The sequence below is a fragment of the Paenibacillus flagellatus genome (genome assembly GCF_003217775.1).
GTDB lineage: Bacteria > Bacillota > Bacilli > Paenibacillales > NBRC-103111 > Paenibacillus_AB > Paenibacillus_AB flagellatus.
Window position 1 is genome coordinate 11,867 of record NZ_QJVJ01000006.1, and the last position, 23,571, is coordinate 35,437.

Below are 23,571 nucleotides of genomic sequence, written 5' to 3' on the forward strand. Positions count from 1 at the left end.
CGAAATGAACCCTTACAAAAAACCGTTATGGACCGCCCTGCTGTCCTTGGCCGTCTTGTCGGCGTGCACGGCGGCGCCGGAATCGCCCGCCTCGCCGTCGTCGTCGGCGGCGCCTTCGACGGAGGCGGCGGCCGACAACACGGCGGCTGCGGCCGACATGCCCGGAAAAGCGAAATACGAGGACGCCGATCTGGCGACGGACTGGAGCGCGGATAACGCGACGGCCATCGCGTTGAACGGAACGAATGCGACCGTCACCGGAACGGGAGCCAAGGCGGACAACGGAACGGTGACGATTACGGCGCCGGGAACGTACGTCCTGAGCGGGAAGCTGGCCGACGGCCAAGTCGTGGTCGACGTCCCGAATAAAGGAACGGTGCGGTTGGTTTTGAACGGAGCGGACATCCATAACGAGGATAACGCTCCCGTCTACGTGAAGGAAGCGGGCAAGGCGGTCATCACGCTGCAGGAAGGAACGGACAACGTCGTGTCGGACGGCAAGACGTACGTGTTCCCGGACGCTTCCGCCGACGAGCCGAATGCGGCCATCTTCAGCAAAGCGGATTTGACCGTAAACGGTACCGGCTCGCTGACCGTGCGCGGCAGCTTCAACAACGGGATTACGAGCAAGGACGATTTGAAAATAACGGGCGGCGCGATCCGGATCGAAGCCGCGGACGACGGCCTGATGGGGCGCGACCTGGTCGCCGTCCGGGACGGCAAGCTGACGATCGAGGCGGGAGGTGACGGCGTCAAGACGACGAACGACGCCGACGCTGCCAAAGGCTCGATCGCCATCGAAGGCGGCACGTTCGACATCCGGGCCGGCGGCGACGGCATGCAGGCCGCCAACGCGATCCGGATCGACGGCGGCACGTTCGCGATCGTCTCCGGCGGCGGGAGCGCCAAAGCCGCGCCGAAGGCCGGCGACGCCCGGCAAGACCCGCGCAATCGCGGCGCCGCGGCTTCCGCGCCAGCGCAAGCGGCGGCGGATACGCCGAGCGCGAAGGCGCTGAAGGCGGCCGCAAACGTCGCGATCGCGAACGGGACTTTCTCGATCGATGCCGCCGACGACGCGATCCACAGCAACGGCGCGATGACGATTTCGGGCGGCGGCATGAAGATCGTCTCCGGCGACGACGGCATCCATGCGGACGCTTCGATCGCGATTACGGGCGGCACGATCGATATCGCCAAAAGCTACGAAGGGATCGAGAGCGCGCAAATCACGATCGCGGGCGGCGACATCCGCGTCACCGCAAGCGACGACGGCATCAATATCGGAGGCGGCAACGACGGCTCCTCCACCGGCGGACGCCCGGGGCAAAATCAATTCGCCGCTTCTTCGGCGAACAAGCTGGCGATCCATGGCGGGACGATCGCGGTCAACGCGGCCGGCGACGGGCTGGACTCGAACGGTTCGATCGAAATGACCGGCGGCACCGTCGTCGTAAACGGGCCGACGGCGAACAACAACGGCGCTCTGGACTACGACGGCACGTTCGTCATGAGCGGCGGGTTCTTGATCGCCGCAGGCAGCACGGGCATGGCCTCCGCCCCGTCCGCGGATTCCGGCCAAAACTCCGTCGTCATGAGCTTCTCGAAGGCGCAGGCGGCCGGATCGCTCATCCGTCTGGAGGACGGCCAAGGGAACGCCGTCGCGACCTTCGCCCCGGCCAAGACGTATCAGTCCGTCGTCATCAGCTCGCCGAGCCTGAAAAAGGACGCGACCTACGTCCTTTATACCGGAGGCAGCGCGAGCGGAAGCGGAACGAACGGACTGTATGACGGCGAATACCGCGACGGGACCAAGGTCGTCGAGTTCAAGCTCGCGAACGCCGTCACCTGGCTGACCGAATCCGGTGTCGACGCCTCCGGCGGAGCGGGCCGCGGAGGCCCCGGCGGCGGGGGACCGGGCATGGGCGGAGGTCGCGTCCGGCCGGGCGGCTGATCGCCTCCCTCCCCCAACGGCCCAACAGGCCGCCGCAACGAAAAACTGCGCATTCGCGTCGGCGAAGCGCAGTTTTTTCGCGTTCGGCCCGGCGGGCGGAGCCCGTTCAATCGTCCGAGCGGTTCAGCTTGTTCATTTCGGCCAGCGTCATGTCGTTGCACCGGCGAATGAAGTCGAGCAGAAGAAGCGTCTCGCGCTCGTCGTATCGCTCCAAAATGTCAAGCGTCGCCTCCGTGACGGAGCGGAACATCGGCGCAATATCGTCCGAGCCCTTCGGAACCGGCTTGACGACGACGCGTCGCCGATCGTTCGGATCCTTATCCCGTACGACGTAGCCGGCTTGCTCCAGACGGTCGATCACGCTGGTGACCGCGCCCGTCGTCAGCCCCGTCAATTCCGAGAGCTTGCCGGCCGTCACCGGGCCGACGCGATTCAAGAAGTCGAGGCATTTGTGGTCGGTGGCGTTCAGGCCCAATTTCTCGGAGACGAGCTGGTGAAACATGACGGCTCTCGCGCTGTTTTGGCGCAGCTCCTGAAGCAGCTCCCGCTTGGCGGACGAAAGATCGGAAAAAGAAAAGTCGTCAGGTCTTGACATGGCGAAACCTCCGGGTTAAGATATAAATATCTTGATTGATTAAGATATATGATGAATTAAGAAAGTTTTCGAATTAAGCTTTCATCCGCCTCTCAGTATACCACAAGACGAAAGCGCAAGCGATTACCACTACTACCCAACCGAAAGGAAGATCCGAACATGACAAATCAAGAAGAACGGAAAGCGATTCAAGCTTTGATGGCCGCATTGGTCGACGCTTGGAACAAGGGGGACGGCGCCGCGTACGGCGAATGCTTCACGGATGACGCCGATTACGTGACGTTCTCCGGCCAGCGTATGAAAGGAAGCAAAATGATCGGGGACGTCCATCAACGGCTGTTCGACGGCCCGTTGAAGGGCTCCGTCATGGTTTCCAGCGCCGTGTCCGACCCGCAGCCGCGCTTCGTCTCGCCCGACGTCGCCATCGTTCACGCAACCGGAGAGGTGAAATTGGCCGAACCGGCGCATGACCCGAACGACCGGGGATCGATCAATACGAATGTGCTCGTGAAGCGAAACGGCGTATGGAAGCTGACCGCTTTCCACAATTGCCGCATCCAGGAAATGCCCGGGGGCAAGCGGTAATCCGGGCGCACGGACCGGACGTTATTTCGGGCCAACCGGCCGGATCGGAGCGATGAAAACGTGGATTACGGATTAAACGGAAAAGCGGTATTGGTTACCGGCGGCTCGCGAGGGATCGGCAAGGCGGCCGCCCGGCTATTCGCCTCGGAAGGCGCCCGCGTATTCATCACATACGCGAGCGGCCGGGAACGGGCCGAAATGCTCGTCGACGAGATCGGCCGGGCCGGCGGCGCCTGCCGGGCGCTTCGGATGTCGCTTGACGACCCGCAAAGCATAACCGACGCCATGGAACGAGTGGAACGCGAAGCGAACCGGCTCGACGTGCTTGTCAACAACGCCGTCTATTGGGGAGAAGAAGCGCCCATTGAGGATAGCACGGACGCATCGTGGTTTTCCGTGATCGACCAAACCGTCAAAGGAACGTACTTGGTCACGAAAGCGGCGGTCCCGCTTATGAAAAGGGGCGGTTGGGGGCGAATCGTCCATCTGTCCTCCAGCCTCGTCCGGGAAGGCAAACCCGACGCGAGCGCGAATATCGCGGGGAAAGCGGCGCTGCACGGGCTTAGCCGGTCGTTGGCGGCGGAGTTGGCCCCCAGCGGGATTTACTCCAACGTCGTCATTCCCGAGCTGACGCTGTCCGAATGGGTCGCGAACGCGTTTCCGCCCGACGTGCTGGAGCAGTACGCCCGCTCGTTTCCGACCCGAAGACTGGCCGAACCGGAGGACGTCGCCCACCTGATCGTCTACCTGTGTTCGACGGCCAATCGATTCGTCAATGGAGAAGAGATCCGCGTTACGGGCGGAAAATAAAGGAGCGAGCGCAGCAGGCCGCCGTTTACGGGCAGCCTGCTTTTTCGCGTACGGATCATCGGGACGCCTCACCCTTTTTTTAAACGCAATTTAACCTCCGCCCCGCTTTCGTTTTAACCTTCGGACGGTAAGATGGTTCGTGAGGTGATCGTATGAGCGAATATGTATTGCAAACCGATCGGTTGACGAAAAAACTAGGCGGGAAAGCCGTCGTCGACAATGTGAATCTGCAAATCCGGCAAGGCGACATTTACGGCTTCCTGGGGCCGAACGGCGCGGGCAAGACGACGACGATCCGGATGCTGCTCGGGCTGGCGAAGCCGACGCACGGCACCGTCCGCGTGTTCGGACAAGAGCTGCGCAAGCACCGGATATCGATTTTGCGCAAGGTGGGATCGCTGGTCGAGTACCCGTCGTATTACGGCCACTTGAACGCGTGCGAAAATTTGGAGGTCGTCCGCCGGCTGCTGGACGCGCCGCGCAGCCGCATCGACGCCGTGCTGGACATCGTGCGGCTGACGAAGGAAGCGAAGCGGCCCGTCAAGGGCTATTCGCTCGGCATGAAGCAGCGGCTCGGGATCGCCACGGCGCTGCTCGGGCAGCCGGAGCTGCTCATTCTGGACGAGCCGACGAACGGACTCGACCCGGCGGGCATTCTCGAAATCCGCGAGCTGATCAAAAGCATGCCGGGCGAGCACGGCATTACGATTCTGGTATCGAGCCACCTGCTCTCGGAAATCGAACAGATGGCCACGCGCGTCGGCATTATTACGAAGGGGAAAATGATTTACGAGGATTCGATCGAAGCGCTCCGGCAGCGGTCGCAGTCGAAAATCCGGCTCTCCGTCAGCGAACCGGAGGAAGCGTGGAGGCTGCTGCTCGCCGGGGGCTACCGGGCCGAATGGGACCGCAGCCGGCTGACGCTCGAGGGCGAGAACGACGAGGCCGTTGCGGCCGTCATCGCCAATCTCGTCCTGCGCGGCTTCTCCGTCTATCGCGTCGAAGAGGAGCGCGGCTCGCTCGAGAGTATTTTCCTCGACATGACCGGCGGGGAGGGGAGCTTGTAATGCTGCGCGTCCTTTCCACCGAGTGGCTGAAAATACGCCGGAAAATGATCTGGTTTCTCATCGTGCTCGGGCCGGCGGGCGTCGTCGGTCTCCAAGCGGCCAACTACGGGCTCCGCTATGATTATTTGATGAAACGGTACGCGGCCGACCCATGGGGCAGCCTGATCGACAACGTCGCCCTGCTGACGGTGCCCACCTTGTTTATCGGGCTCGCCATTCTCGCCTCCATGACGGCGGGCATCGAGCACCAGACGAACGCATGGAAGCAGACGCTCGCCCTGCCGGTCAAAAAATCGCACGTCTTCCTCGCCAAATTCGCGCTGGCGATGCTGCTGCTGTTCGTGTCATGCAGCGTGCTGGCCGTCGGTACCGTTCTGCTGGGCGCGACGCTCGGCTTCAATCCGGCGGATGCGCCTTACGGGCTGCTGCTGGAGCGGTCGTTTTACCCGTACTTGGCGGTCATGCCGTTCATCGCGCTGCAAACGTGGCTTTCGGTGACGATGAACAATCAGGCCGTCCCGCTCACCGTCGGTATCGTGGGCACCGTTTTTTCCATGTTCGCGAGCCGATTCGAGGACTGGATGCCTTACAAATGGGCGTATTTGCAAAATGCGGCCGACAATCCGCTCTATTCCGTCCTCCCGGGCGTCGCGCTCGGCTTGGTCGTCATCGGCGTCGGCTTGCTCGAATTCGTCCGGAAGGATGTGAAATAAATGATCGCCATGTTCCGTTCCGAATGGATCAAGCTGCGAAAAACGGTCATTTGGCTGCTTGCCGGCGTCAGTCCGCTCATCGCCGCCGGCATCGTCTTCCTCGAACCCGGCGAAGGCATGGATTCGCCGTGGCTGCCCGCGCTCGGCATTATGTCGGTTTTGCACGCGATGCTGTTCCTGCCGCTGCTGACGGGCGTATTCGCCGCTCTTCTTTGCCGGCACGAGCATATCGGGGGCGGATGGAAGCAGCTGCTGGCGCTTCCCGTTTCCCGGCTGCAGGTTTACGTCATCAAATTCGTTTACGTCATGCTGCTCGTCGCCTTCACGCAGCTGCTTTTCGTTATCGTGCTGCTGCTGATCGGCACGGCGCTCGGCTTCTCCGCTCCGATTCCGTGGAGCGAGATCGCGCGTTCCGTCGCCGGCGGCTGGGTCGCCTGTCTGCCGCTCGCCGCGCTGCAGCTGGCCGTCTCGACGGCGTGGCCGAGCTTCGCGGCGCCGCTTGCGGTCAACGTCATTTTCACGATTCCGAACATTCTGATTACGAACTCCGCCGAGTACGGCCCCTATTATCCATGGGCGCAGCCGATGCTCGCGATGATTCCGCGAGGCGGGGAGATGAGCTTCGGCGCGTTCAACGTCACGCCCGAGACGCTGTTCCTCGTCATTCTGGGCAGCTTCGTCCTGTTCGGCGTTTCCGGCTACGTCTACTTCGCGAGAAAAGCGATTTGAGCATCGGGTTGAAAGGATAAACGTACGTCCAGGCGGGACGAACAAGCGGGCGAGCGCCGTGGTGACGGCCTCGGAAAGCCGGTGCGGCGATCGATAAGGCTATAATCGGTCTCGATACTCCGACGGATCGAGTCCCGTACACGCATGGAACAGGAGGCGGAACTGCGATCGGCTCGCATAGCCGACCTGGCGGGCGATCCCTTCCATGTCGCATCCCGTCTCCCGGAGAAGCGACTTCGCCTTCTCCATCCGGTAATCGGTCAAGTAATCGAAAAGCTTGCGCCCGGTTTTGTTTTGGAAAATGCCGTTCGCGTGGCTCAAGCTCAACGATACGCCGTCGGCGATTTCCCGAAGCGTGATCGGCTCCGTGTACCGGTTCATGACGATCCGCTTGATGTCCTTTACGGCTTGACCGTCAAGCGGCCTCCGCTCGTCGAGCAGCTGGGTGCGGGCCAGCGACGCCATCCGCTCGATCGCCGGGCGAACGTCCGTCGGACCGGCCTCCGCGTCCAGCTTGTTCCATAGGCTGAGGAACAGAAGGGTCAGGCCGTTCAACGATACGCCGGCTTCGGCGTACAACGTCTGCAGCGCGTTCGACAGCAGCAGCAGAAGCCGTTTCGCCTCGCGGTTCTCAAGCGGCCCGCTTCCTTCCCCGTACCGGCCGAACAGCGTTCGGACGTCCGGCGCCGTCTCGGCGAACAGCAGCTCGCGGATGCGCCGCGTCAGCGCGTCGACGTCCGCCGCATCGCTCGGGACGTCCCGCTCGTCTTCGCCGATGTCGTCGTGGAACACGAAGCGCGGCGTCCGGTCGCTGTACCTGCCCGCTTCCAGCGCCCGCGCCGCCTGGGCGTACAGCTTCGGCAAATCGGCGAGCACGCCCGGCGAGCTGACGCCGACCGACACCGGCAGGCCCGGCGGGTCGTTCGTCCGCTCCACAGCCTCCAGCGCCGCTTCGAGCGCCTCCCTATCGCCTTGAACGATGTCCCGCCCGCAGCCGACGATAACGGCCACCTGATCGTCCGACACCGGTACCGGTCGAATGAAGAGCCCCGGCAGCTGCGCGGACTCCGTGAGCCGCTCCTCCATACGGTGCATGACACGGATACAATCCGGGACGTCCGCCTCCCCGTCCGTGCCGCCGGACGTCTGCAGCAGCACGACCCGGTACGATCCGTCCACTGGCAGCTCCACTTCGAATAACGACGCGCGCCGGCGAAGCGTTTCCGCATCCGCCCGGCCGGTCGAGCCGAGCAGCAGCTCGCGAAGGAACCGCTCCCGGTGAAGCGGCAGCGAACGCTTGATTTGTTGGCGCAAACCGTCGCGCTCCCGCTCGGCGGCCCGCTCCCGCGCCGGCTTTTCCGCCGCCTTGTTAACCCGCTTGAACATCGAACCACTCCGTCCCGTTTTCCCGCTTGCCGCCCCTCCAACATCCGTTCCGAAAAGGCAAACGTTCCCATGTAAACGATTCTACATCCAGTCTCTGATTCCTCCGACTTTCACCCGGCAATACGATGAGCTTCCGGGCTGTAAAGCAAAAAAACGCTTTCCCCGTCGTCCGCCGACGGAAAAAGCGATTTCGTCCCCACCGTATCGTATCGCCGTTCATTCGCTCCCCATCTTCTCGAGGATGCGGATCAGCTCGTCCACCTCTTCGGGCTCGAGCCGGTCGAAGTATCGGCCGACGATTTCCTTGCGCTTCTGCTCCAGCTGCTTCAGCACCTCTTGGCCTTGGCTCGTCAGCTGGACGAGCACGACGCGCCGGTCCTTCGCGTCATGCTCCCGGGCGACGAAGCCTTGCGCGACGAGCCGATCGATCATGACCGTTATCGCGCTCGGCTTCACCTCCATCTGGTCGGCGAGCGCCGTCACCTTGCTCGGCCCTTTCTCCCGGATCATGTACAGCATATAAAACTGGGGACCGGTCAAGCCGAATTTCAAATGCTGAAAAAATTCGGTCGACAGCTTCCGTTTCAGAAATTCGATCGCGGCATGGAATCGTTCGACGTTCCCCCCTTTATCGGCACCCAAGCTTTCACCCCCGAATCGTTTATCGTCTCGCAACGATACCGTTACTATTTAACATACCGGAGATTGTATGCGCATCGTCCGGTTTTGTCAATTGGAACGCCAAAAAGACCGTACGCGGCTCGCGATCGGGTCCGTTACGGTCTTAAGGGCCACGCCGGCTACCAGTGCGCCGGCCGTTCGAGCGACGGCGGCAGCTTCGTGGCGGCGCTCCCCTTCGCTGCGTTGAGCTGGGGCTGGGTGAGGAACAGCGCTTCGGTCAAGTCGGCGCCGCTCAAGTCCGCATCGCGAAAATCGGCTCCGATCAGGTCGGCCGATCGCAGGTCGGCTCCGCGCAAATCGGCGGCGATCAGGTACGCCCCGCGCAGGTTGGCGCATCGCAGATCGGCTCCGCGCAGCTTGGCGCCGATCAGGTCGGCTCCCCGGCCGAATGCCTTGCGGGGACCTTTCGCGCGAAAGCGTCTTAAGGCGTCCTCGCGCACGAGCTCGCTCGACTTCAGCAGCAGCTCGTTAATCCCGGCCCGGTGCGCGGCGACGTCCAGCTTCAAGAGCGCGTCCGGCTCGAGGCCGGCGAGCCGCTCGGTTTCGGCGATCGCCGCGCGAAGCTCGCCGTGCAGAGGGCGGGCCGGCGGCCGCTCCAGCGCTTCGGTCACGTACGCGAGCAGCTCGTGCAGCTGGCGTACGACCGGGAATACGTCGAACATCGTTTTCGCGAGGTCCGGGTGGCGGCGCCAATCCCGGCCGCCGAAGGTCGATTGCGACACGCGCTGCCCCGCGCCGAAGCAGTCGTATACGGTACATCCGCGAAACCCGCGCTGCCGCAGGCTGTCGTGCACGCCGCAGCGGAAGTCCGCCTGCAGGTTTCGGCACGGCTGCCCGGCTTCCTTGTCAGCGGCGAAATCCGCCGAGTCGGCGAAGGGCAGCGCCACGCAGCACAAGCCGAAGCAGCGTTCGCAGTCCCCCTGCAGGCGGTGGCGTTCTTCGCCCGGAGCGGATCGCGTAACGTTTTCGTATTGATTTTCCATCGGGACGGTTAGCTCCTTGCCTTGGATCGAATGTTGTGCAGCCATGCGGCAATTCTTTTATGGTAGTCCCGATTGCCGCCGCCGTCAATCCTTTGCCGGAACTTCGCCGGTCATTCGGACCGGGTTCTCGTCTTTGCCTCCGCTTTGCCGCTCCTTCGCCGCAGCCGCCCATTCGAATATCGAATCGAGCACGCGGTCGTCCTCTTCGCGGGGAAAGACGTGTCCCCTGCCTTCATAAAGATGCATCGTATACGGCTTGTCCGCCGCTTCCAGCGCTTTCGCCAGCCGGTGCGCATGCTCGACGCCGACGTGCTCGTCGACCGACCCGTGCACGATGAGAACGGGCGAGCGGATATGCTCCGCCCAGCATACCGGCGAGCGGGTTTCGTACCGGTCGCGGTCTTTTTTCGGGTGGCCGACGACCCGCTTCAGCATTCGCCGCAGATCGATCCGCTCCTCGTACGTCAGCAGCAGGTCGCTTACGCCGCCCCAGACGACGACGGGGCCGACGCCCTCGCACTCTTTCGCCGCGAGCAGCGCCATCAGCGCCCCGCGGGAAAATCCGATCAGCATGACCGGATCGGGCTTCGTTCCGGGCAAGCCGCGCAGCAGCCGGATGCCGTTATACAGATCGTGGCGGTCTTCGCCGCCGAAGTCCTCCCGCCCTTCGCCGCCGTCGTTGCCCCGATAGAACGGGGCGAATACCGCATAGCCGCGGCGGGCGAGCGTAACGATCCGGGCGACCCGCACCATGCCGACGTTGCGGATGCCGCCCCGGCAATAGACGAGCCCCGGGAGCGGCTGTTCGGACTCGGGCGCCGCCCAGTACCCTTTCACCCGCAGCCCTTGGCTATAATAAGTGACTTTCGCCAGCCGGATGCCGGGCGCCGGATCGGGAAGCGGTTCGATGTGCTCGACCGCGCCGTCCGCCCGTTCGGTATTCGTCTCCATCCGCGAAGCGCCCTCCTTCATCCGCGATGATGCATTATGCTCCCCATCATACCCGATCCGATGCGGCGATTTCAATTTCGCGTCGGCGGCGACCGCCGACACTGCCGCCGCGCTTTGACACCTCGGGCGGCTTTCGGTAGACTGGAGAAAAACGAACGACGGAAGGCGGTGCCCTGGCATGAATCCCGTATTCGACCGCGAATTCGAAGCGCTGGTGGAAACGTTCGCCGAGCGGCTGACCGGCAAAACGACGCCGGATACGATCGAGAACGTGAAAAAATGGGCGATTTACAGCCATATCCACAAAACGATGCCCGCGCTGGCCAACCATTGGAACCAAAGCCATCCGGAAGCGAAAGCCGAGGTGCGCAGGCTGTTCGAGCACATTCGCGCCTTGAACGAATCGGTGCGGGCGGAGCGCGCCGAACGGAGCGAAACGTCCTCCCCCGAATAATTCCGGCACTCCCGATTCAAACTAGGGATGAAACAAAAGGGGACAGTCCCTTTTCGTTCCTGGTATGCATGAAACGGGAGGTGAACGATTCCATGGCTACAATCGCGGTGGAAAACAGCTTGTCCAACGTCAAGCAAGCGCTGGAGCAAAACGGCTATCAAGTCGTATCGATGGACGACGGCAGCTTGCAGTCTTGCGATTGCTGCGTCATTTCCGGGCAAGACAAAAACGTGCTCGGCATAACCGAGACCGTAACGCAAGCGTCCGTCATCAACGCCGAAGGCTTGACCGTGGACGAAGTGGTGCAGCAAGTGAACCGTTGCGTGCAGTAAAAACCGAGAGCGCGTCCGCCGTCGTGCGGACGGAGCGTGAACGCGAAAGAGTCCCTGCGAGGGGACTCTTTCGGCATATCTGCGCTCGGCTCGCCATGGCGAGCGAGTCGGGCGCCCGGCCGAAATAAGGTACGTTCGTACCTTATTTCCCCCACGCTCGCGAGTAAACTGCCGAATAAGGTACAAATGTACCTTATTCGCAGCTCCGTACGAGCGAATCGGCCGCCTACGGCCGAAATAAGGTACGTTCGCACCTTATTTCCCCCACACCCGCGCGAAAATGACCGAATAAGGTACAGAGGTACCTTATTCGCGGCTCCGGCCGAGCGAATCGGGCGCCTACGGCCCGCGCGCCGATGCGAATCCGGCTCCGGTCGCGGCTTCTCTCCAAGCCCGCCCCCCACCTTCCACGTTTCGAATCGTTCTTTTTCGAACATACTGCGGATAACGAAACCAACGCGACCGGAGGATATCCGCATGTACGAAAAAGAAGGCAATTTGCTCGTCGGCCTGTTCTGGGGCGTCCTGTTCAGCATTCCGTTGTGGCTGTCGATTATCGGCTGGGTGCTGTACTTTATTTCAGGTTGAGAAACCGCCGGCTTACCCGCTCGAACGTACGCGGGAACAAGTGGAACAGCTTGGCGCCGAAGCCGGCGATGCCCGGCAGGTCGACCTCCGCCGAATCCCGTTCCACCGCGCGGATAATGGCGGCCGCCACCCTCTCGGGCGTCAGCATGAGCTTCTTGACGTTCGCGACGTACCCGCCGGACGGATCGGCCGTATCGAAAAACGGCGTATCGACCGGCCCCGGATTGATCGCGGTTACCGTCACCCCCGTACCGGCCAGCTCCTGCCGCAGGCTGTTCGTCAGCCCGAGCACGGCGTGCTTCGTCGCGGAATAGCCGCTCGACTTGGCGGTGCCGATCTTGCCCGCCAGCGAGGCGACATTGACGACGTTGCCCGACCGCGCCGCCAGCATATCCGGCAGCACCGCCTGCGTGCAGCGGACGACGCCCATATAATTGACGTTCATCATCCGTTCGAAATCGTCGAGCGGCGTCCGCTCGAACCGCTCGAACATGCCGAAGCCGGCGTTGTTGATCAGCACGTCGACCCGTCCGTGCGTGTCGCGAACGCGGGCGAAGACCGCTTGCACCGATTCGGTCGAGGCGACGTCCAGCGCATACGTCTCGCATTTCCCTCCGAGCCGGCCTGCCAGCTCGTCCAGCTTCCCTTGGCTGCGCGCCATGATCAGCGTCTTCGCTCCGCGTGCCGCCGCCATTTCCGCCGTCGCGGCGCCGATGCCGCTTGACGCTCCCGTAATGACGACCACTTTATCGTTCCATGTTTTCATCGCGCTCCCGCACTCCCGCCTTGTTTTCTCCTAGTATACACGAAAACGGAAAGAAGAGGCCGCTCCCTTGCAGCCTCTTCTCCGGTATGTATGGTGCCGCGGCGTTACGAAATCAATACTTTGATATCGAGCTGCCCGATCTGCTCCATCATGAGCGGAATCGTCAGCGCTTTCTTCGGCGTAAATCCGGCCGCGGCTTCGGTCTGGATCAGCTTCGGCGGCGTAATGTCGACCCGGACGCCCTGATTGAACAAGATCGTGCTGGCGTTGCCGCTGATCATGTTGCCGAGCTCCGATATGGCGCTTTGCGTCATCTCGTCCATCTGCGTGACGAGATAGCCGCCCATCATCGCCGACACGAGCTTGAGCGCCACTTCCTCGTGGAGCCCGAATACGATGTCGCCTTCCATTTGCCCCGTCATGCCGATCTGGATCCAGATGTGATTCTCCACGAATTGGACGTCCTTGATCCCGAGTTGTCCGGTCGTCGGACGCACATTGATCAGTTGCTCCAGTACGATTCTAGCAGATTCCAGAAACGGGTTGATGTACTCGGCCTTCATTACGCGGAGTCCCCTTTTCGACAAAATTCTCGGAACGACGCGCCGGCGTCGCGCGGCCGGAGGTCCGGCGCCGTACGGCGACAAGCGGCTCGTCTTCCGGTTCCGGACCGACAAAAATCGCCTCGGCGGCGGTGCCGGTCCCGGAAAAAGCCATGATTGGAAGGACTTTTTTTTCCATTATACTCGAGTTTCGAAGGCCTGTATATAGGCGGTGTACGGCCGGTCCGCCCCCCGCGCATGTGAAAATGTTGTAAATCCCCGATTCCGTGTCGCTTCCCGGCGAATCCGAAAGTCCCGGTTTCGTCAATTTTTTTTCGCGAAAAAGTAGATCTCCCGTCCCAATAGTTTGCGCCCGGAGTAACGGTGGGTGGCGACGAACACCGTGACGATCGTAACAAACGAGAACAGCGTGCGCGTCCAGCCGATGACCGACAGCCCCGCCAGAAGCACGGCCGCGTCGAGCAGGAGGATCGTATACTCCGCCGGAATGCCGGTCCGGTCATGGACGATTTGGCCGAGCAGATCCGTGCCGCCGGAGTTCGACCGGTACGCCAGCATGATGCCGACGCCCATCCCGATCAGCCACCCTCCCGCCACCGCATGGATCGGCATGCCGAAGCGGAACCAGCCGGCCGCCGGGGCGAACAGGTCGATCAGCACCGACGTCACGAGCAAGCCGTGCAGGCTGCTCATGAGCAGCGGTCGGTCAACAAAAAACACGCCGGCAAAAACTGGCGCGCTGACAAGAAGTACGGTTAGCCCCGGGTACAGCCCGAAATGATAGTTCACCAGCAGTCCGATTCCGATAAAGCCGCCGTCGATAATCCGATACGGAGCCAAAAACGCGTTCACGCCGAACGCCAACAGGGCGCTGCCGATCAACACGGCGGCGCTTCGCAGCAGCAGTTGCACCCGTACCCCTCCCCAAGCCTTGTCCCTGCCAGTATATGGGTTTAAGAAAGAATTAAGAACATCGTCCGATGTTTCTTAAGAAATGGCGACTATAATGAGCACAACGTGAAGCGGGAACCGGGGCATGCGGGGAAGCGCCGCGCTATGGTATGCTGGTGTGGACGGAGGCGCTCCCGCCGGGGCGCGCCGGCAAGCCGAATAACGGACGATACGAGTTATGGGAGACGATGGCTATGGCACAGGAGACCATTCTCCTGGTCGACGACGAGAAGGATATTTTGGATTTGCTCGAAATTTATTTGAAAAACGAAGGCTTCGTGCTGCTCCGCGCCTCCAACGGCGTCGAAGCGCTCGACGTGCTGAAGACGACCGAGGTCGATCTGATCATCCTCGATATCATGATGCCGCGCATGGACGGCATTCAGGCGTGCATGAAAATCCGCGAGGAGAAAAACATGCCGATCATCATGCTCTCGGCCAAAAGCCAGGACATGGACAAAATTATGGGGCTCAGCACCGGAGCGGACGATTACATGACGAAGCCGTTCAATCCGCTCGAGCTCGTCGCCCGGGTCAAATCCCAGCTTCGCCGGTACAAGCGGCTGAACGTCGCCGTCCCCCGGCTCGAGGAGGAGATCGAGATCGAGGATCTCGTCATCAATACGGCGACGCACGAAGTCCGGGTCGAAGGCCGCGAGGTGAAGCTGACGCCGCGGGAGTTCGCCATTCTGGAGCTGCTCGCCCGCAATCGCGGCATCGTGTTCAGCATCGAGAAAATTTACGAATCGGTCTGGAACGAGACGTTTTACGAGTCGGACAATACGGTCATGGTCCATATCCGCAAAATCCGCGAGAAGCTGGAGACGACGCCGCGGCAGCCGAAATACATCAAGACCGTATGGGGGGTCGGCTATAAAATTGAAAAGTAGATCGATTTTCAATCCGCTCCGCTGGCTCTCCGTCCTGCTCGGCTTCGTCCGCGACGTCTACGTCTTCGGCCGGAAGCATTTCGAATCGAGCATCCGGCTGCAGCTGATCCTCACGTTCGTCTGCTGCCTGCTGGCGGCGCTGCTCGTCCGCGGCTTGACCGCCCCGCTGTTCGCCAATGCGAACCAGTACCCGGTCATCGATTATTCGTCGGGCGTGCACGAGATCGACACGCGCGCCCGGTCGATCCTGAACGACATCGGCAACGAAATGATCGAGAAAGTCCAGACGGGCCGCAGCCCGAACGCGGCCGTCCCGGTCGTGACGCCGGAGCAGCGCGTCACCGCCGTCATCGACCGGTACAGCCAGTGGAACCCGACGCTCAAAATTCTCGTCCTCGACCTCGACGGCAAGGTGCTGTTCAAGTCGGGCAACGCCACGGAAAGCCAAGTCGACCTGCACGGCATCATCCGCAACGCGATGGACGTCCGCATCAACGACCGCCGCTACCAGAATCAGGAATATTCCAGCTTTTATCCGATCGATCTGAACGAGAAGAAGGCGTATCTCGTCGTCTCCGGCATGCCGAACCCCGACATCGTCTACATGAAGGGCGGCACGAGCCCGATGCCGACGCTGCTCGCCGTCGTCGCTTTCATCTTCCTGTTCTTCTGGATGACGAAGCGCAAGATGAAAATGATCGAAGGACTGGCGAGCGGGCTCCGCGAAATCGCGAAAGGCAACCTCCATTACCGCGTCCACGCAAGCAGCCGGGACGAGCTCGGCTCGCTGGCCGACAGCATCAACCTGATGACCGCGGAGCTGCAGCAGACGCTCGAGGAGGAGCGCCGGGCCGAGGCGACGAAAAACGAGCTGATCACGAACGTGTCCCACGACCTGCGAACGCCGCTGACGCTCATCATGGGCTACTTGCGTCTGCTCAAGGACAAAAACTTCGAGTCCGAGCAGCAGGCCGAGTCGTACCTCAATATCGCCTACAGCAAATCCGAGAAGCTGAAGAGCTTGATCGACGATCTGTTCGAATATACGAAGCTGTCCAACAAGGGCGATACGCTGAAGCTCGGCACCGTCTGCATCAACGAGCTCCTCGAGCAGCTGCTCGAGGAGATGGTCAGCTACGCCGAGGAGAACGACTTGAGCGTCGTCCGCGCGTTTCCGCCGGAGAAGCTGAGGGTGAACGTCGACGCCGACAAAATGATCCGCGTCTTCGACAACCTGCTCACGAACGCGGTCAAATACAGCCGCAAGCCGGGAACGATCCGGGTGCTGCTGTTCCGCGAAGCGGAATACGTCAAGGTGCGCATCAGCAACAACGGCACCCCGCTGACGCAGGAGGAGGTCGACCGGCTGTTCGACCGGTTCTACCGCGTCGATCCGTCCCGCTCCTCGGAGACGGGCGGCTCCGGTCTCGGCCTCGCCATCGCGAAGAGCATCATCGACTACCATGGCGGAGACATATGGGCCGAATGCGAAGGCGACGAAATCCGGTTCTGGGTACGGCTGAAGCTGGCCGTATAAAAGGCGGTCCCGTCAAGGGGACCGCCTTTTTCGTCTGCACGGACGGACGTTCGCGAACGTCCCGCTCCTACACCTTGAACAAATTCACCTCGTCCTGCAGCCGGCTCATATGCCGGTTCAACGTGCGGGCTTTTTCGTTCATATCCTCGAACTTCTTCAGCTGCGAGTCGACGCTCGCGAGAATTTCCTCGGCTCCCGCGGCCGTTTCCTCGGAGGCGGCCGACACGGCTTCGATCATCGAGACGATGCCGTTTTTCTTCTCCTCCAGCTGCGACATGCCGCCGGCGAGCTGCCCGATCAGCTCGTTCATCCGCTCGAGCGTGCGCCGCATCGCCTCGAACGCCTCGGACGTCGTCGCGGCGGAACGCTCCTGCTCCTGCGCCAGCCGGATCGCGCCGCCCATCGCCTTGCCGGTGTCGCCGGCCGAACGCGTCACGTTGTCGAGCAGCTCGCGGATTCGCTCGGCGGACGCGCTTGCCTGATCCGCCAGCTTCCGCACCTCCGACGCGACGACGGCGAACCCTTGGCCGTGCTCGCCCGCCCGCGCCGCCTCGATCGACGCGTTCAGCGCGAGCAGCCCCGTCTGCTGCGAAATGGCCGTAATCGCCTCGGCCATGTCGGCGACGGCCTCGATGTCGCCGCGCAGCTGGTCGAGGCTGCGGCCCGCTTCGCCGACGATGCGGACATTGTCGGCGATCGCCGCCAGCAGCGCGCCGACCGCCTCGGTGCCGATCCGTTCGGTGTGCTGGAGGCGCCGGTTGCTGTCGTCGAGCTCCGACGTCCGCTCGCGGTACCCGTCGAGGAGGCCGGCCAGCTCGTGCACGCCGCCCATCCCCCGCTCCGCCTCCTCCGCTTGACGGCCGGCCGCGGCCGCGACCTGCTCCATCGTCGCGTTCATTTCGCGGGCGATGTCCTTCGTCTGGCCGGAGAGCCGGTCGATGTCGTCGGCTTCCCGCTTTCCGGTCCCGGTCGTCCCTTTCACCTCGGTGACGATCGCGCGGATTTTCTCGATGAACCGGTTCATCGCGGCGGACAGCTCGCCGATTTCGTCCCGGGACGCGACCGGCAGACGGCGGGTCAAGTCGCCTTCGCCTTGACTCAGCTCGTCCATCGCCAGCTTCAGCCCGTCCAGCCTGCGGAATTGGCGGTTGACGACGTAGAACAGCACGCCGCCGCTGACGAGGCAAGCGAGCAGCACCGAGACGACCGTCGTCCACAGTATCCGATCCAGCACGCCCGTCGACATGGCGAGCAGCAGACTTTGCCCGCTGCTGAGCGGAGACGCGTAATACGTCACCCGGCTTCCGCCGAACGTCGAGGAGAACGTCCGGTTCTCCTTCGCCTGCAGGCCGGACGTCACGAAGCCGGCGACCGCCGCGTCCAGCTCCGTCAACGTCTCGTCGCTTGCGAACGCCGGCTTCCCGTTCGCGTCGACGATCGCCGCGAACAGCACGTCGCCGCCGACGTCACGCTTCAGCTGCTCGATGAGCGGCTTGGCGCCGATCCGGCTCTCCAGCTCGGTCAGCTTCGCGCCGTCCCGGCCGACCTGCACGATCCGGGGCGCCGACCAGCCGCTCACCCCGACGTACTTGTACACCTTCGGATCGACTGTCCGGGGCTGGGCCGGCTGGACGACCGTCGTCTTGCCGCCGTCGATCAGTCCCATAAATTCGTACGCCTGCTGCTTCGGATCGGCCGCGAAGTTGAACTTGACGTCGGGGCCGGCCGTCGTCAGCACCGTGCTCCCTTTGGCGTCGGTCAACCAGATGTCGTCGATGCCCGCCCGTTTCGCCAACGCGGTTACCTGATCGAAGCTCAAGCCTTTCTCCGCCATATAGGAGACGAGCACCGCCTGCCCGATCATCTCCTTCTCCATGACGTCCTCGGCCGTCTTCCGCGCATACAGCGCGTTTTCGACGCCGATTTTGGCCGCCTCGAGCGTCGTGTACCCTTTTCGCTCGACGCTTGCCGCCGTTTCCCCGTAAATGACCCACGCCATCGCCGCCGTGACGAGCGCGATCACGATCAGAATCGGCCAAATGATCTTATACTTGATCGAGCGCATGTTTCCCATGCCGTCAGCCCCCGTTGCAGAATGTTGTCGAATATTGGTTCGGATTACCACAACGGCCATTATACCACGGCGCATTTCCGGGACGATAGACCTAGATCGGGCTATTCGATGCAAAAAAAATGCATTCTGCCGGACGCGCCCGCCATGCCGGGAGCCGGAACGGATTTCCCGACGGGACTTTCCCTTCCGGGACGTTAAAGGTACAATGATAGAGATGCAGGGACGGAACGTGAGGCCCATCATTTTTCCCGCGGTCAAGCGGATAGGAGGAACCGACATGGCGGTACGCAAAATCGAGCACGTAGGCGTAATGGTCAGCAATATGGAGGCGTCGATCGCCTTTTACCGGGATGTGCTGGGCTTGGAGCTGCAAGGGACGATCGGACATCCGGACGAGGCGATCAAGCTCGCGTTCATGGGCGCCCCCGGCGCGAACGAAACGCAGGTCGAGCTGGTCGAAGGCTACAACGGCGGACTGCCGGCGGAAGGCAAAGTGCACCATATCGCCTTTACCGTGGACGATCTGGAGTCGGAAATCGCGCGCATCGAGAAGCTCGGCGTCACGTTTATCGATCCGGCGATTACGACCCTGCCGAACGGCGCCCGTTACCGGTTTTTTTACGGTCCGGACGGCGAATGGCTGGAGCTGTTCGAGCCTCCCGCGAAGTAAGGCGTTTTCGTAACGCCTTGCAGCCGGTACGAGGGGAGGACGAACCGTGAACATCAACCAGTTGGAGACGCTGATCGCCATCTCCAAGACGATGAGCTTCCGGAAGGCGGGCGAAATGCTCAACCTGACCCAGCCCGCCGTATCCGCGCAAATCAAAAGCCTCGAGGAAGAATTCAAGACGGTGCTGGTCGACCGCAATCAGCCGGTGACGCTCACGGACAGCGGCGTCATCTTCCTCGAGCATGCGGAGCGCATTTTGCAAACGGTCGAGGACTTGAAGCAGCGTCTCGACGATTTGAACCAGACGCCGCAAGGCCATATCCATCTCGGCACGACGACGTCGATCGCGATGCAAATTTTGCCGAGGGTGCTCTCGTATTTCCAGAACCAATATCCTCTGATCAAAACGACGATCCATTCGATGACGTCTTCGCAAATTATGGCCAGCGTGGAGAACGGCACGCTCGACATCGGCATCGGCTACTTGTTCGAGAAGCATCCCGGACTCGAGACGTCGATTTTGTATTACGACACGTTCGAGCTTGTCGTCTCCCCGAGCCACCCGCTCGCGAAGCATTCCCATACGACCGTCGACGCGCTGAAGGACATTCCGTTCATCATGCTGTCCCCGGAAACGGCGGGCAGACGGTTCGCCGATCAAGTGTTCCAGAACTACAAGATCGAGCCGCCGATCGTCATGGAGCTGTCCAGCAGCGAAGAAGTGAAGCGGATGGTCGAGCTCAATCTCGGGGCGGCCATCATCTCGAAAATGTCGATCGCGAGCGAGCTTCGTCTCGGCACGCTCAAGATGATTCAGGTGAACGAGCTGGAGCTGACCCACCCGATCGGCGTCATTACGAAGGCGGGGAAATATATGAGCTCGGCGATGCAGCAGTTTTTGCGGGATTTGAAAGGGATGCCGGAGACGAACTTCATCGGCTCCGAATAAGCGCACCCGGTCACGCCGCCCGAGTGAAGGGCGAAACGATTGGATACACTGGAAACGGGACGTTCGGCCCGTCCATGGATTGCGATTTCGCGAACTTGTCAGGAGGCGCAACATGAAATTCGATCTGCACACCCACCATGACCGATGCGGACATGCGGAAGGCGTCATCCGCGATTATATCGAGTCGGCGATCGAGCAGGGGCTACAGGCGATCGGCATCTCGGACCATTCGCCGTATTTCGGCGACCGGGAGGATCAGCCGTGGCCCGGCATCGCCATGGCGAAAAGCGACTTCGCGTCGTACGTCGCGGAGGTGCTGAAGCTGAAGGAGGAATACAAGGACCGGATCGAGGTGCTGCTCGGCGTCGAATCGGACTTTTTCCCGGAGCATGCCGACTTGTACCGCGGCGTGTACGAGCAATATCCGTTCGATTACATCATCGGCTCGGTTCATAAAACCGAAGGCGTCAGCATTTTCAACCGGAAGCGGTGGAAGGGGCTGTCGAATGCGGAGAAAGTGCGGCAGAAGGAAATTTACTACGACCTCATCCGCCAGTCCGCGGAAAGCGGCATGTTCCAAATTCTCGGCCACATCGACGCGATGAAGGGGTACTATCCGGAGTTTTCGGCGATCGAGACGGACGCCGTCGAGCATACGCTGCGCGTCATCGGCGAGAACGGCATGGCGATCGAGATCAATACGTCCGGCAAGACGAAGGATTGCGGCGGCTGGTATCCGTCCGACGACATTCTAGAGCGGGCGCTCCATTACGGCGTCTCGGTCACGTTCGGCTCCGACGCCCACGTCCCGAGCCGGGTCGGCGACGAGTTCGAGCAGGTGAAGCGCCGCCTGAAGGAGATCGGCTACAAGGAATGGGTGTTTTTCCGGCAAAAGGCGCGCGTCCCCGTCGAACTGTAACACAAATGAAATATTCCCGTTACCGTCCCAACATATTGGGCGGGTATACTTACAGACATGACCCCCTTTTTATAATATACCTTTAGGACCCCGTCCCGTTGACAGGGTCCTTTTTTTGTCCGGATTTTAGCGAAGGTCGATGGAAAATTCGCTCCGAAAGCCGTCGACACCGGCTTCCGTGACGCGCACGGCCCGCCCCCCGGGAATGCGCTCGAGCCAGCCGAGGGCGAACAGCCGGGCGGTCAGCGCCGCGCCGAGGCTTCCGGCCAAATGGTGCCGCCGCTCGCTCCAGTCCAGACAAGGCCGCGCGAACCGGCGGCGCCCCCGCTTCCGCTTCCATTCGTCCGCCGGCACGCCGAACCGCTCGAGCCGCGCGGCTCCGGCCGGTGTCAGCGCGTAGCTTCTCCCGTCCTCCTCCACCTCCTCGATGCAGCCAAGCTCGAGCAGCTTGGCCGTCAGCGCGACTCCCACTTCACCCGCAATATGATCGTAGCACGTTCGGGCGTACCGAAGCGCCCTCGACCGATCCGATTCCCGCAGCGAGCGGATCGGCTTCCGCGGCGCGATCGTGCACAGCGCCTCGAGCGCGTGCGCCACCTCCGCGCCGGCCAGCCGGTAATACCGATGCCGGCCGTACGTCTCCTGCACGAGCAGCCCGCCTTCGACCAGCTTCGCGAGATGGGAGCTGGCCGTCTGGGGCGAGATGCGCGCCGCCCGGGCCAGCTCGCCGGCCGGCAGCGCTTCGCCGCCGAACAGGCGCATCAGCATGGCGGAACGGGACGAGTCGCCGATCAGCGAGGCGATCTCCGCCAAATCGGGGTTGGCCTGCATGTCGGGCACCTCCTTCGAAGGAATGGAATACTTCGACGCACATCGAACACGTACGCCTTTATGATGGATACGGATCTTGGGCTTGAACGACTCCATCGTACTACATCGACGGTTCGATGGGAAACGAAGTATGTCATCCTCGAATGCGGAAAGGCGGAATCATTCATGAAACGAAACGAAGTACCCTTCTGGTCGGTCGGCTACGCGCTGCTCGTCGTCCTGGCCGGCTCGAATATCCCTTCGCCGCTTTACGGCGTGTATAAGGAGGCTTGGGGATTTTCGTCCGGCCTGCTGACGCTCGTCTTCGCCGTGTATGCGCTGGCGATCGTCCCGACCCTGCTCGTGTTCGGGCGGCTGTCCGACCGGTTCGGCCGGAAAGCGGCGCTCGTCCCCGGGCTGCTCGCGGCGTTCGCCGGCTCGGTCCTCTTCGCGCTTGCGCGCGACGTGACGGGGCTGCTCGCGGCCCGGGCCGTGCAAGGGCTGGCCGTCGGCATCGTCAGCGGAGCGGCGACCGCGGCGCTGACCGAGCTTCATCCGCGCGGCGAACGCAGGACGGCCGCGCTCGTCGCCGCCGTCGCCCCACGGTCGGCACGGCGATCGGACCGATGCTCGCGGGCGTCCTCGTCCAGTACGCCCCATGGCCGACCGTGCTGCCGTACGTCGTCCATCTGACGCTCGCCGTCCCGGCCATCGCGGTCCGGGCGGACCGCAGGCGGACTTCACAACGGAACGTACGTTCGGTATAACCGGCCGCCCTATCGTTTCCGAAACCGCAGGACGACCGCGGGCGGAATGTCGTACCAGTCGAACCGCTCGCCCGCGCGCTCGTCCTTGGCGAAGCTCGGCTCTTCCATTCCGTCCATGGCGAAGCCGCGATCGAACAAGAGATTCGTATAATACGACAACGGCCGGTGAAAAATGTAATGGGGGACGGGCTGGCCCCGGATGCCGATCGAGGGGAAATATTCCGGCGTCAAATAGCTGGCGATTTGGACCGCGCTTCTCGTAACGATCGCCCCGTCCGCGTCTTCCGTCTCGTGCACCTTGCGCATGCGGGGCGGTTGAAAGCACGGGTGCGGAATCGAGAAGACGAACGGTGCGCCGGTTTTGAGCAAAACGGCCAGCGCCTTCGCCAGAGGCGTGACGTCGGCGATGTCCATCAGCGCCATGTTCGCGACGGCGCCGTCGTACCGGTCCGCGCCGAGCGCAAGCAGCGCCTCGCCGTCGGTGGCGTCCGCCACCCGGTAGTCGATCGCTTCACCGTACGCGGCCGATCGGGCCCGGGCGCGCTCGATCATGTTGGCGCTGTAATCGAAGGCGGTGACGGTCGCGCCGAGATCGGCCAGCCGCCGGGAAAAGTTCCCGTTGCCGCAGCCGATATCGAGAACGGTCCACCCTTCGCGCACCGCGAGCAGCCGCTCCGTCGCGGGACGGACGATTTCGCGGTGGAACCGGTTGCTCGACTCTCCCATGTACTCGTCCCAGAACGGCGCGATCGCCTCCCACCTTGCTTTCGATTCCCCGGTGCGTTCCTTCCATTCGCCCATCGTTTCATCCGTCCCCTTTCCGTTCGTTTGTCTAATGACGGTACTCTAT

General features: G+C 62.2%; 25 protein-coding genes. 14 read left to right on the top strand and 11 right to left on the bottom strand.

Features of this window, described 5'->3' with window-relative positions; translation table 11 throughout:
- Nucleotides 1-4 precede the first annotated feature (4 nt).
- Nucleotides 5-1,951, top strand: a complete 1,947-nt coding sequence (locus DLM86_RS14340; protein ID WP_110840733.1) for a carbohydrate-binding domain-containing protein — start codon at nt 5-7, stop codon at nt 1,949-1,951.
- A 106-nt stretch (nt 1,952-2,057) separates the two neighbouring features.
- Here DLM86_RS14340 and DLM86_RS14345 read toward each other — a convergent pair whose 3' ends face one another.
- Nucleotides 2,058-2,546 (bottom strand): MarR family winged helix-turn-helix transcriptional regulator, encoded by a 489-nt coding sequence (locus tag DLM86_RS14345; protein WP_110840734.1) that lies wholly within the window; start codon nt 2,544-2,546, stop codon nt 2,058-2,060.
- A 159-nt stretch (nt 2,547-2,705) separates the two neighbouring features.
- Between DLM86_RS14345 and DLM86_RS14350 the strand changes: the two genes are divergently transcribed.
- The 5 genes from DLM86_RS14350 to DLM86_RS14370 all read left to right on the top strand — a co-directional run bounded on the left by DLM86_RS14350 (nt 2,706) and on the right by DLM86_RS14370 (nt 6,450).
- Nucleotides 2,706-3,131, top strand: coding sequence for an SgcJ/EcaC family oxidoreductase (locus DLM86_RS14350; protein WP_110840735.1), 426 nt, complete (start codon nt 2,706-2,708; stop codon nt 3,129-3,131).
- A gap of 60 nt (nt 3,132-3,191) precedes the next feature.
- Nucleotides 3,192-3,941 carry an SDR family NAD(P)-dependent oxidoreductase gene (locus DLM86_RS14355; protein ID WP_110840736.1) on the top strand — a complete coding sequence of 250 codons (750 nt, stop codon included), beginning with the start codon at nt 3,192-3,194 and terminating at the stop codon, nt 3,939-3,941.
- 152 nt (nt 3,942-4,093) lie between these two features.
- The gene (locus DLM86_RS14360; RefSeq protein WP_110840737.1) at nt 4,094-5,008 is read left to right on the top strand and encodes an ABC transporter ATP-binding protein; all 915 of its coding nucleotides are present in this window, start codon (nt 4,094-4,096) and stop codon (nt 5,006-5,008) included.
- A complete protein-coding gene (locus tag DLM86_RS14365; protein ID WP_110840738.1) occupies nt 5,008-5,721 on the top strand; it encodes an ABC transporter permease in 714 nt (237 codons plus the stop codon). Before DLM86_RS14360 ends, DLM86_RS14365 begins: the two co-directional genes overlap by 1 nt.
- On the top strand, nt 5,722-6,450 hold the full coding sequence (locus tag DLM86_RS14370) for an ABC transporter permease (protein ID WP_110840739.1): 729 nt from the start codon (nt 5,722-5,724) through the stop codon (nt 6,448-6,450).
- A 99-nt stretch (nt 6,451-6,549) separates the two neighbouring features.
- Here the strand turns inward: DLM86_RS14370 and DLM86_RS14375 are convergent, their stop codons facing one another.
- The 4 genes from DLM86_RS14375 to DLM86_RS14390 all read right to left on the bottom strand — a co-directional run bounded on the left by DLM86_RS14375 (nt 6,550) and on the right by DLM86_RS14390 (nt 10,451).
- A complete protein-coding gene (locus DLM86_RS14375; RefSeq protein ID WP_110840740.1) occupies nt 6,550-7,836 on the bottom strand; it encodes a helix-turn-helix domain-containing protein in 1,287 nt (428 codons plus the stop codon).
- A gap of 216 nt (nt 7,837-8,052) precedes the next feature.
- Nucleotides 8,053-8,478, bottom strand: a complete 426-nt coding sequence (locus DLM86_RS14380) for a MarR family winged helix-turn-helix transcriptional regulator (protein WP_110840741.1) — start codon at nt 8,476-8,478, stop codon at nt 8,053-8,055.
- 158 nt (nt 8,479-8,636) lie between these two features.
- On the bottom strand, nt 8,637-9,500 hold the full coding sequence (locus tag DLM86_RS14385) for a pentapeptide repeat-containing protein (RefSeq protein ID WP_110840742.1): 864 nt from the start codon (nt 9,498-9,500) through the stop codon (nt 8,637-8,639).
- Nucleotides 9,501-9,584: 84 nt separating this feature from the next.
- A complete protein-coding gene (locus DLM86_RS14390; protein ID WP_245954597.1) occupies nt 9,585-10,451 on the bottom strand; it encodes an alpha/beta hydrolase family protein in 867 nt (288 codons plus the stop codon).
- Nucleotides 10,452-10,629: 178 nt separating this feature from the next.
- Between DLM86_RS14390 and DLM86_RS14395 the strand changes: the two genes are divergently transcribed.
- On the top strand, nt 10,630-10,905 hold the full coding sequence (locus DLM86_RS14395) for a DUF2573 family protein (protein WP_110840743.1): 276 nt from the start codon (nt 10,630-10,632) through the stop codon (nt 10,903-10,905).
- A 92-nt stretch (nt 10,906-10,997) separates the two neighbouring features.
- Nucleotides 10,998-11,237, top strand: a complete 240-nt coding sequence (locus tag DLM86_RS14400) for a YkuS family protein (protein ID WP_110841040.1) — start codon at nt 10,998-11,000, stop codon at nt 11,235-11,237.
- Between the two features lie 574 nt (nt 11,238-11,811).
- Here DLM86_RS14400 and DLM86_RS14405 read toward each other — a convergent pair.
- From DLM86_RS14405 to DLM86_RS14415, 3 genes are all read right to left on the bottom strand, one after another.
- Entirely contained in the window at nt 11,812-12,591 is a 780-nt protein-coding gene (locus DLM86_RS14405) for an SDR family NAD(P)-dependent oxidoreductase (protein ID WP_110840744.1), read from the bottom strand.
- A gap of 104 nt (nt 12,592-12,695) precedes the next feature.
- Nucleotides 12,696-13,154: a chemotaxis protein CheX gene (locus DLM86_RS14410; RefSeq protein ID WP_110841041.1), complete on the bottom strand. Its 459-nt coding sequence runs from the start codon at nt 13,152-13,154 to the stop codon at nt 12,696-12,698.
- Between the two features lie 303 nt (nt 13,155-13,457).
- Nucleotides 13,458-14,066, bottom strand: a complete 609-nt coding sequence (locus tag DLM86_RS14415) for a YitT family protein (protein ID WP_110840745.1) — start codon at nt 14,064-14,066, stop codon at nt 13,458-13,460.
- Between the two features lie 233 nt (nt 14,067-14,299).
- On the opposite strand from DLM86_RS14415, the gene DLM86_RS14420 reads away from it, so the two are divergent.
- Both DLM86_RS14420 and DLM86_RS14425 read left to right on the top strand, forming a co-directional pair.
- A complete protein-coding gene (locus DLM86_RS14420; protein WP_110841042.1) occupies nt 14,300-14,995 on the top strand; it encodes a response regulator transcription factor in 696 nt (231 codons plus the stop codon).
- Nucleotides 14,985-16,532, top strand: coding sequence for a sensor histidine kinase (locus DLM86_RS14425; protein WP_245954598.1), 1,548 nt, complete (start codon nt 14,985-14,987; stop codon nt 16,530-16,532). Before DLM86_RS14420 ends, DLM86_RS14425 begins: the two co-directional genes overlap by 11 nt.
- Before the next feature lie 67 nt (nt 16,533-16,599).
- On the opposite strand, the gene DLM86_RS14430 is transcribed toward DLM86_RS14425, so the two are convergent.
- Entirely contained in the window at nt 16,600-18,606 is a 2,007-nt protein-coding gene (locus DLM86_RS14430; RefSeq protein ID WP_158289473.1) for a methyl-accepting chemotaxis protein, read from the bottom strand.
- Between the two features lie 277 nt (nt 18,607-18,883).
- Between DLM86_RS14430 and DLM86_RS14435 the strand changes: the two genes are divergently transcribed.
- The 3 genes from DLM86_RS14435 to DLM86_RS14445 all read left to right on the top strand — a co-directional run bounded on the left by DLM86_RS14435 (nt 18,884) and on the right by DLM86_RS14445 (nt 21,144).
- The gene (locus tag DLM86_RS14435) at nt 18,884-19,276 is read left to right on the top strand and encodes a VOC family protein (protein ID WP_110840747.1); all 393 of its coding nucleotides are present in this window, start codon (nt 18,884-18,886) and stop codon (nt 19,274-19,276) included.
- Between the two features lie 46 nt (nt 19,277-19,322).
- Nucleotides 19,323-20,225, top strand: coding sequence for a LysR family transcriptional regulator (locus tag DLM86_RS14440; protein WP_110840748.1), 903 nt, complete (start codon nt 19,323-19,325; stop codon nt 20,223-20,225).
- Between the two features lie 112 nt (nt 20,226-20,337).
- Nucleotides 20,338-21,144: a histidinol-phosphatase gene (locus DLM86_RS14445; RefSeq protein WP_110840749.1), complete on the top strand. Its 807-nt coding sequence runs from the start codon at nt 20,338-20,340 to the stop codon at nt 21,142-21,144.
- A gap of 126 nt (nt 21,145-21,270) precedes the next feature.
- On the opposite strand, the gene DLM86_RS14450 is transcribed toward DLM86_RS14445, so the two are convergent.
- Nucleotides 21,271-21,975: an ArsR/SmtB family transcription factor gene (locus DLM86_RS14450; protein WP_110840750.1), complete on the bottom strand. Its 705-nt coding sequence runs from the start codon at nt 21,973-21,975 to the stop codon at nt 21,271-21,273.
- A gap of 165 nt (nt 21,976-22,140) precedes the next feature.
- On the opposite strand from DLM86_RS14450, the gene DLM86_RS14455 reads away from it, so the two are divergent.
- Complete coding sequence (locus tag DLM86_RS14455; protein WP_158289474.1) at nt 22,141-22,647, top strand: MFS transporter; 507 nt, start codon at nt 22,141-22,143, stop codon at nt 22,645-22,647.
- Nucleotides 22,648-22,730: 83 nt separating this feature from the next.
- Here the strand turns inward: DLM86_RS14455 and DLM86_RS14460 are convergent, their stop codons facing one another.
- Nucleotides 22,731-23,522, bottom strand: a complete 792-nt coding sequence (locus DLM86_RS14460; RefSeq protein WP_110840752.1) for a class I SAM-dependent methyltransferase — start codon at nt 23,520-23,522, stop codon at nt 22,731-22,733.
- Nucleotides 23,523-23,571 lie beyond the last annotated feature (49 nt).